Source organism: Accumulibacter sp. (genome assembly GCF_029255285.1).
Lineage (GTDB): Bacteria > Pseudomonadota > Gammaproteobacteria > Burkholderiales > Rhodocyclaceae > Accumulibacter.
Genome location: NZ_JAPUVI010000085.1, coordinates 108671 through 116006, shown reverse-complemented (window position 1 = coordinate 116006; position 7336 = coordinate 108671). Strand labels below are relative to the sequence as shown.

Below are 7336 nucleotides of genomic sequence, written 5' to 3'. Positions count from 1 at the left end.
ACTTCGATTTCCACATACACCTCCTTCGTGATCATCGGCGCCTCAAGAAATCGCCGATCTTCTCAGTTCGGTGTATCAACTTTCAATCGTTGCGCTGTATCAATTTACTTCCGTTGCTGACACGGTCGAGAAAATCGCGCCAATGGACCTCGGCCTCGGACAGGGCGACCGAGGCGCCCAGCACCCGGCGCCTGCCATCGGTAGTCATGCCGACGGCGACCAACAAAGCGCAATCGACCAGACGCCCGGCCTCGCGTACTCTCTCGTAGCGGGCATCGAGAAAGAGGTAGGGAGTTTCGTCGAGCGGTCGCTCGCGCCAAGCGGCCAGACCGGCATCGAGTTGCTCGGCGGCACGGCTGACCTGGGTGGAGGAGATCGACACCTGCGGGCCGAGCAGCTTCACCAGGATGTCGGTAACCTTGCGCGTCGAGACGCCCTGCACGTACATCTCGGCCAGCGCGATGTTGAGCGCCTGCTCGGTACGCGTGCCTTTCTCCAGCGCGCTGGAGTAGAAGCCGCCATTGCGCACCTGGGGTACGGCAAAGGTCAGTTCGCCGACGCGGGTCATGACGGTCTTTGGCTTGAAGCCATTGGCCTAATCGGCGCGTTCCGTGGTGCGTTCGTGAGGCTGGGCATTGAGAAAGTGGGCGCGTTCGATTTTGCTAGCTTCGTTAACCAGAATGCGCAGGGCTTCGCCGGCGCCATCGAGGCCGTTCGCCAGCAAGGCCGCAAAAGCGGCGTCCAAGGGGTGATGTTCTACACGCATTGCCATGTTGTCGACTCCTTCGTGGGTGCGGATAAAAATACCCCGAAGAAATCGCCTGCGGGAAAGGCCTGCCGGGGTCGCGCCGCGGTGCTGGGCCGTCCTCCGCTCTTCGGGCGCGTCGCGCCCTCATCGCTACGGCCAGCCCAGCACCGCAAAACCAGAAAACTACGAATTTACAGAAAGCATGTTGCACCAACTCAAAAACCCTGAGCTCCGGGCCGGTCAGCACAAACAAGGCTACCCTGCTCGAAAAGGCCCTGGTGTTCATGAATGGCTTGACCCGGTTGCCGGAAAAGGTTCGAGCCTATTTCAGGCACCCCGCCGCGCTTTACGCGGCGTCGTGAATTATAGGGCCGGGTAATAACTGCGCCAGATTTCGGCGATTGCTACCGCCAGTGAGGCGCGACCCAGTATCGCTCGCATCTTCTCCAATTCTCAGCGCGCACAACCCTCCAAAAGAGCTCAATCTTCCATGCACAGCGACACTGGCCAATGCTCGATGCGCCGTGTCAAAGAACGTAAAGCAGGATGGCAAAGTAGTGTGCCGTACTGCCACCCATCACGAACAGATGCCAAACTCCGTGTGCGTGGGTCAGCCGTGTGTCGAGCACGTAAAAGACGATGCCGACCGTGTACAGCACGCCGCCCACCGCAAGCCAGACGAAACCGGCAACTCCAAGCGCCTGTAAAAGCGGAAGTAAAGCGACCAGAATCACCCAACCCATCAACAAATAGATCACCATTGAAAGGATTCTCGCCTTGCCGAGCGGCCAAAGCTCCTGCAAGCTACCGATCACCGCCAGCCCCCAAACCACGCCCAATAGCGACCATCCCCACGGACCGCGTAGCGTAACCAAACAAAACGGCGTGTAGCTGCCGGCAATCAACAGATATATTCCCTGGTGGTCCAGGGTACGCAGGATATCTTTGGCACGCCCACGAAGGCTGTGGTACAGCGTCGAAAAGCTGTAGAGAAGGACGAGTGTCAAACCATAGATCGAAACGCTGACGATCCTCCACGGGTCGCCTCCGAGTGTCGCCAGAACCACCAGAACGATCACACCGGCGAGCGCCAATACGGCGCCGACCAAATGAGTCCAGGCGTTGAGTTTTTCTCCGTAGTACATACGTCATCGGCCTTGAGCACATGGGCCGCCCGGCCCGAAACCCAGCTCGGCAGGTATGCCGAATTGCCGGACAGCAGTGCATTGTGTCACGGAATCCGGTGGCGCCAAGCAAGCAGGGCGGCTGGTGCGACCAAGGGACGTCCTCCACGGCGCCGCGAGTTGTTGAAGGAGCAAGTTCGCGCTGCCCTGTGCAAACCTTGGGGGTGTCAGCCACAGCGGCAGGCGCAAGCTCCTTGGCGACCGTCGGCAAAACCGCAGCCAACGCGTCCGGCCTCGACCAGCGACAACCCTGCTTGGAGAGCCACCCGTCGCGGCGTCGTTGAGGTATAGTGTCACCTGATGGTCAGACATGCTGCGTCAGCCTGTGCCCGCGACAGGCCAGCCGGCAATAACGAACAACGATGCCTCCTGACTTCATCTTGACGAGACAACCGGCCCCCTCCACCGACCCATTTCGCGTCCCGTGGACCAGCGACTTCGTCGAAGATGAGTACGGCATATCGATCTCCCTGGAAGTGGCCAAGGTGCGTCAGGTTTTTCGCTGGTTGCCGCCGGGACGCTTCCTGATGGGATCACCGGTCGACGAGCCCGAACGGGGAAGTGTCGAGACCTTGCACGAAGTCACGCTGAGCCACGGCTTCTGGCTCGCCGATACCGCCTGTACCCAAGCGTTCTGGATGAGTGTCTGGCCAGTCAACCCGAGCCACTTCCAGGACGACGTCCAGAACCCGGTCGAGAATGTCGCCTGGCACGACGCACAGCGCTTCATCGCCGAGCTGAACAGGCGACTGCCCGGGCTGGATAGCCGCCTGCCAAGCGAAGCCGAATGGGAGTACGCCTGTCGGGCCGGCACCCAAACGCCGTTTTCTTTTGGCCAACAGATCACCACCGAGCAGGTGAACTACCACGGAGCTTACCCCTACGCTGGCGGAGAAAAAGGCAGCCATCGGCAGGGTACCGTACCTGCCGCTTCGTTGCCGGCCAACGCCTGGGGCCTTCACGAGATGCACGGTAACGTCTGGGAATGGTGCGCCGACTGGTATGCCGACTACCCCTCGGCGGCGCAGACCGACCCCCGTGGCCCGACGTTCGGCAAGATGCGGGTACTCCGCGGCGGCACTTGGAGCGACCCAGCACGTTATGCGCGATCAGCCACCCGCAGCCGCATTGAGCCCGTCTACCGGCCGCTGAGCACTGGTTTTCGGCTGGCACTGGGATACCGTTGAGCGGAATACAAGGGGCACTATCGGTACGGCAGTGCATGGGCGGGCCGATCGAACCCGCGTCCAGTCACTGAAGCTCGCGCAACAACGCCGCCCAATTCACCGCCCGCCGACTTGCCGGCCGACCCCGGCAGAGGGAATTAGTGGTACGGCACGAGCGCCTACTTACGCTCGCTTCTTGGGCGACAGCGAGTCGGACTCCTCACGCAGACGTTGCTCGAGACTTTCGAGCAGACCATTGGCGGCATCCTCGACCATATCCAGCACCAGATCGAAGCCATGTCCGAGACCATAGTAGGGATCGGGAACTTCGTCATCGTCGAAGTTCTTGGAGTAGCTCATGAACAAGCCCAAACGGTCCTGCTTGTCGGGCGGGCAGACACGTCTGAGGACATCGAGGTTGTTCTGATCCATCGCCAGGATCAGGTCAAAATACTCCATGTCCTGCGCTGCCACCTTGCGCGCCCGCATGTCCGAGAGATCGTAGTTGCGGCTCGCCGCGGCACGCTGCGTGCGTTGGTCGGGCGCCTCGCCGACATGATAGCCATGCGTACCGGCCGAATCGACTTCAATTCTGTCGTCGAGGCCCTTCTGCCGCAGAATGTGCCGAAAGACGCCCTCGGCGGTCGGCGAGCGGCAGATGTTTCCCATGCAGACGAATAGAACCTTGATCACCTTCGGTCTTCCAGATACGTTCATTGCTCTGCTTGTGCTCCAGCTTCCACCGGTGGGCAACGGTCTCGAGTCATCGAGGGCTTGTCCCCGAGGCAAGCCAGCGCGGCGCCGGCTGCGAGGCTACCATCATCCGTCGAAAAGACGCTCAGCGCAACTGGGCAAGCCGGAGCGGGTTGGCGAATTGGCCGCCACCAGAGGCTTGCCAGCCGGAGTACTGTAGCGCCCGGCAAGCGATCGGGAAAGGTCGCGGTCAGCGGCTACGGCCTGAAGGCCGTGCCCTGACTCCGGATTTCAGTGCTCCGCTCTTGGTCGGTCTGGCCCCGGCCTTCCTTTCGCCACTCCCCTTGGCGCTGCGCGTTCTTACTTTGTTTTCCGGCGGCTGCCCCCGGCCGAGTTCCGGTTTTCGATCGGCAAAAGGATTGTTGGAAACGTTGAACTGGATCCGCAAAGGCGTTCCCTGCAACTTGAAGACCTCGCGAAACGTGTGTTCGAGGTAGCGGCGATACGATTCGGGTACCTTGTCCAGGGCGTTGCCGTGAATGACGATGAGCGGCGGGTTGCGACCACCCTGATGCGCATAGCGGAGCTTCGGCCGAAACAGTCCGCTGCGCGGCGGCGCTTGCCTGGCGACCGCCTCGTTCAGCGTACGCGTCAATTGCGGCGTCGGCAGGTCGGTGGTAGCCGCCTGGTAGGCCGCGTCGACCGAGCGGAAAAGGGACTCGAGACCCTGGCCTTCGAGCGCCGAGACATAGTGAAACCGGGCAAAATCGATGAAGCCGAGTTGACTTTCCAGCGATTCCTTGATCTGCGCCCTGAGATAGGGGTCGAGCCCATCCCACTTGTTTACCGCGACCACCAGCGCCCGCCCCGACTCGCGGACAAAAGCTGCGATATGGGCGTCTTGTTCGGCAATGTCCTGACGCGCGTCGAGCACCAGGACCACTACCTGCGCCGCCTCGATCGCCTGCAACGTCTTGATCACCGAGAACTTCTCGACGGCCTCGAAAACCTTGCCACGACGACGCAGACCGGCGGTATCGACGAGGGTGTAGCGGCGGCCGGCGCGCTCGAAGTCGACTTCGATCGCATCCCGTGTCGTCCCCGGTTGGTCGAAAGCGATGACCCGTTCTTCGCCGAGCAGCGCGTTGACCATCGTGCTCTTGCCAACGTTGGGCCGCCCGACGATGGCCACCTTGATGATCTCGCTCACCGACTCGCTCTCGGCGACTTCCGCCATGGGCTCGAGGGCCAGATCGACCAGCTCCCGTACGCCATCCCCGTGCGCCGCCGAGATCGCCAGCGGCTCGCCCAGCCCCAGTTCGTGGAAATCGGAAAGGACCACCCCGAGGTTCATGCCCTCTGATTTATTGACCGCCACCAGGACTCGCCGCCCTGCCCTGCGCAAGCGCTTGGCGATTTCCTTGTCGAGCGCGGTGAGGCCACTACGCCCGTCGACGACAAGAATCACGACGTCGGCCTCGTCGATCGCTTGTTCGGTCTGACGCGCCATCTGGTGCATGATGCCGTCTTTGGCCAGCGGCTCGAAGCCGCCGGTGTCGACTACGAAATAGGGTTTGCCGCCCAGGCGTCCGTGCCCGTAGTGCCGGTCGCGCGTCAGGCCTGGCAGATCGGCGACGAGGGCGTCGCGAGTCCGAGTCAATCGGTTGAAAAGGGTGGATTTCCCGACGTTCGGCCGCCCGACGAGGACGATGCTGCTTTTCATTGCGCCTCGATCGCCAGTACGCGCCCGTTGCGCGTCTGCACGACGAGGGCGTTGCTGCCGAAGGGTCGCAGGGGGGCTTGAATCGGGCTGCCGTCGGTGTTCAGGCGAGCGGCGAAGGATCCGTCATCCCGGCTCAGGAAATGAACCACGCCTTGCACGTCGCCGACGACGACGAGGTTGCGGCGCACCAGCGGCGCCGTCAGCTTGCGCAGAAACAGTCTGTCCTGTTTCCAGATACTGGCACCGCTGGCCTTGTCGAGCGCATGCACGGCGCCCTTGTCGTCCGTCACATACACGTAGCGGCTGTCGATCGACAACCCGGCGGCACTCGAAATGTCGCGCCCCCAGATCAGGTTTCCATTACCCAGGTCAAAGCACGAAACACGCCCCTGGAAGGCAGCGGCGCAAATCATCCGCCCGTCGATCACAGGAACACTGGTCACGTCGGCCACTCGGTCGAGTTCGGTGGCGCCCTTGGGCAGGGCAACCGTCCCTTCCCACAGCGGCGCACCGTTGTCGGCGCTCACCGCGAGCAGCTTGCCGCCGGGAAAACCGACGAAGACATAACGCTCCACGATCAACGGACTGGCCGTCACGCGCAGTGACAGCGGCGTCGCCGGCCGCTGGTAGATCCACTTGCGCTTGCCGTCGACAATGTCATAGGCGGCGAGACGATGATCCCCGCTGCGCACTACCACGATGCTCGCGCCAACCGCTGGCGGCGATATGATTTCGCTGCTCGCCCGGGATTTCCAGAGCAGTTTGCCATCGGCCGCATCAAAGGCGAGCAGATCCCCTTTGGCCGTCCCCACCGCGACCAGTCGCCCGTCCGCGCCGACCCCACCGGAAAGCCGCTGTTCGGCCTTGACTCGCCAGACCGGCTGGCCGTCGTCGAGGCGCATGATCGTTCCGTCGCCGGCCGCCGCGTAGACCGAGCTACCGACGACAGCAGGAGTAAAGGCGTTGTCGTCACTCCTGCCGACGCTCTCCTGCCACTGCACGCGCGCTTCGGCGGTCGTCTCGATGGCCCGGAGTTCCGCCATCTTCGGCCCGCTGCCGGAAAACGGATTGAGCGCATCGAGTACCGAACAGCCAGCCACCAGCAGCGGCAGAAATACGACGAGCAGAAAACGGTTCATCAGTTGCTCTCCGCAAGCGCGTCGAGCTTCTGCTGCAGCATCTCGCGATAGGCGGCGTTCGCCTGCCGATCCTGCAACGTGTTCTTGCCCTTGCCACCGGGCTCCGATTCGTCCAGCTTGGCCAAGGCCGCCTGGTACGCGGCGCGTGCTTCGCCATTCTTCGCCTGGGCGCTGAGAATGTCGCCCCGACTGTCGAGAAAGCGCGCCGCGAAGCCGGCTGTAGCGCTCCCGTCGAGTTGCTTCAGTGCTTCGTCGTAGGCCTTTTCGTCGAGCAGCAGCGCCGCCAGACGCAAGCGTGCCACATCGCGCAGTTCGGCTTTGCCGTTCTCGGCCACCCAGACCAACTGCAGTTTCGCGGTCTTCGCGTCGCCCGCATCGGACATCGCCTTGGCGGCGGTCAGCGCGGCCATCGGAGCGTAGGCGGTACGACCGAATTTCTCCAGCAGTTCACCGGCTGTCGCTTTGATACGCGGCAAATCGTTTTCCCGTACGGCTTTCTGCAGGACGCCGAAGATCATGGATGCCTGTGCGGCCTGGTTGCGCTGGTACCAGTTCCAGCCCTGCCAGGCGATGACGCCAATCGAAACGACGGTCACGATAGCCAGCAGCAGGTTACCGTACTGCTTCCACCATGCCTTGATTTCGGCGATCTGTTCCTGTTCCTCGAGGTCGTAGGTAGCCAT

Annotated in this window: 6 protein-coding genes and 1 pseudogene; 1 reads left to right on the top strand and 6 read right to left on the bottom strand. The window is 62.4% G+C overall.

Translation table 11 applies throughout. The features are described from left to right. Positions 1-103 precede the first annotated feature (103 nt). Positions 104-772: pseudogene (locus Q1M07_RS09825) on the bottom strand (transposase); the annotation flags it as partial. Between the two features lie 503 nt (positions 773-1275). Continuing rightward, positions 1276-1893: a hemolysin III family protein gene (locus Q1M07_RS09820; RefSeq protein ID WP_300453437.1), complete on the bottom strand. Its 618-nt coding sequence runs from the start codon at positions 1891-1893 to the stop codon at positions 1276-1278. Between the two features lie 419 nt (positions 1894-2312). Between Q1M07_RS09820 and Q1M07_RS09815 the strand changes: the two genes are divergently transcribed. Then, positions 2313-3119 (top strand): formylglycine-generating enzyme family protein, encoded by an 807-nt coding sequence (locus Q1M07_RS09815; protein WP_300453435.1) that lies wholly within the window; start codon positions 2313-2315, stop codon positions 3117-3119. Between the two features lie 162 nt (positions 3120-3281). Here Q1M07_RS09815 and Q1M07_RS09810 read toward each other — a convergent pair whose 3' ends face one another. The 4 genes from Q1M07_RS09810 to Q1M07_RS09795 form a co-directional block, all read right to left on the bottom strand. After that, entirely contained in the window at positions 3282-3791 is a 510-nt protein-coding gene (locus tag Q1M07_RS09810) for a low molecular weight protein-tyrosine-phosphatase (protein ID WP_300453433.1), read from the bottom strand. A 250-nt stretch (positions 3792-4041) separates the two neighbouring features. After that, positions 4042-5514, bottom strand: coding sequence for a ribosome biogenesis GTPase Der (gene der / locus Q1M07_RS09805; protein WP_300453431.1), 1473 nt, complete (start codon positions 5512-5514; stop codon positions 4042-4044). Beyond that, the gene (bamB, locus tag Q1M07_RS09800; RefSeq protein WP_300453429.1) at positions 5511-6653 is read right to left on the bottom strand and encodes an outer membrane protein assembly factor BamB; all 1143 of its coding nucleotides are present in this window, start codon (positions 6651-6653) and stop codon (positions 5511-5513) included. Before bamB ends, der begins: the two co-directional genes overlap by 4 nt. After that, entirely contained in the window at positions 6653-7336 is a 684-nt protein-coding gene (locus Q1M07_RS09795) for a tetratricopeptide repeat protein (protein WP_300453427.1), read from the bottom strand. Before Q1M07_RS09795 ends, bamB begins: the two co-directional genes overlap by 1 nt.

Excerpts from the sequence above, each read along its gene's own strand:
- Q1M07_RS09820 (WP_300453437.1), bottom strand. The coding sequence starts at position 1,893 with ATGTACTACGGAGAAAAACTCAACGCCTGGACTCATTTGGTCGGCGCC.
- der (WP_300453431.1), bottom strand. The coding sequence starts at position 5,514 with ATGAAAAGCAGCATCGTCCTCGTCGGGCGGCCGAACGTCGGGAAATCC.
- bamB (WP_300453429.1), bottom strand. The coding sequence starts at position 6,653 with ATGAACCGTTTTCTGCTCGTCGTATTTCTGCCGCTGCTGGTGGCTGGC.
- Q1M07_RS09795 (WP_300453427.1), bottom strand. The coding sequence starts at position 7,336 with ATGGCTACCTACGACCTCGAGGAACAGGAACAGATCGCCGAAATCAAG.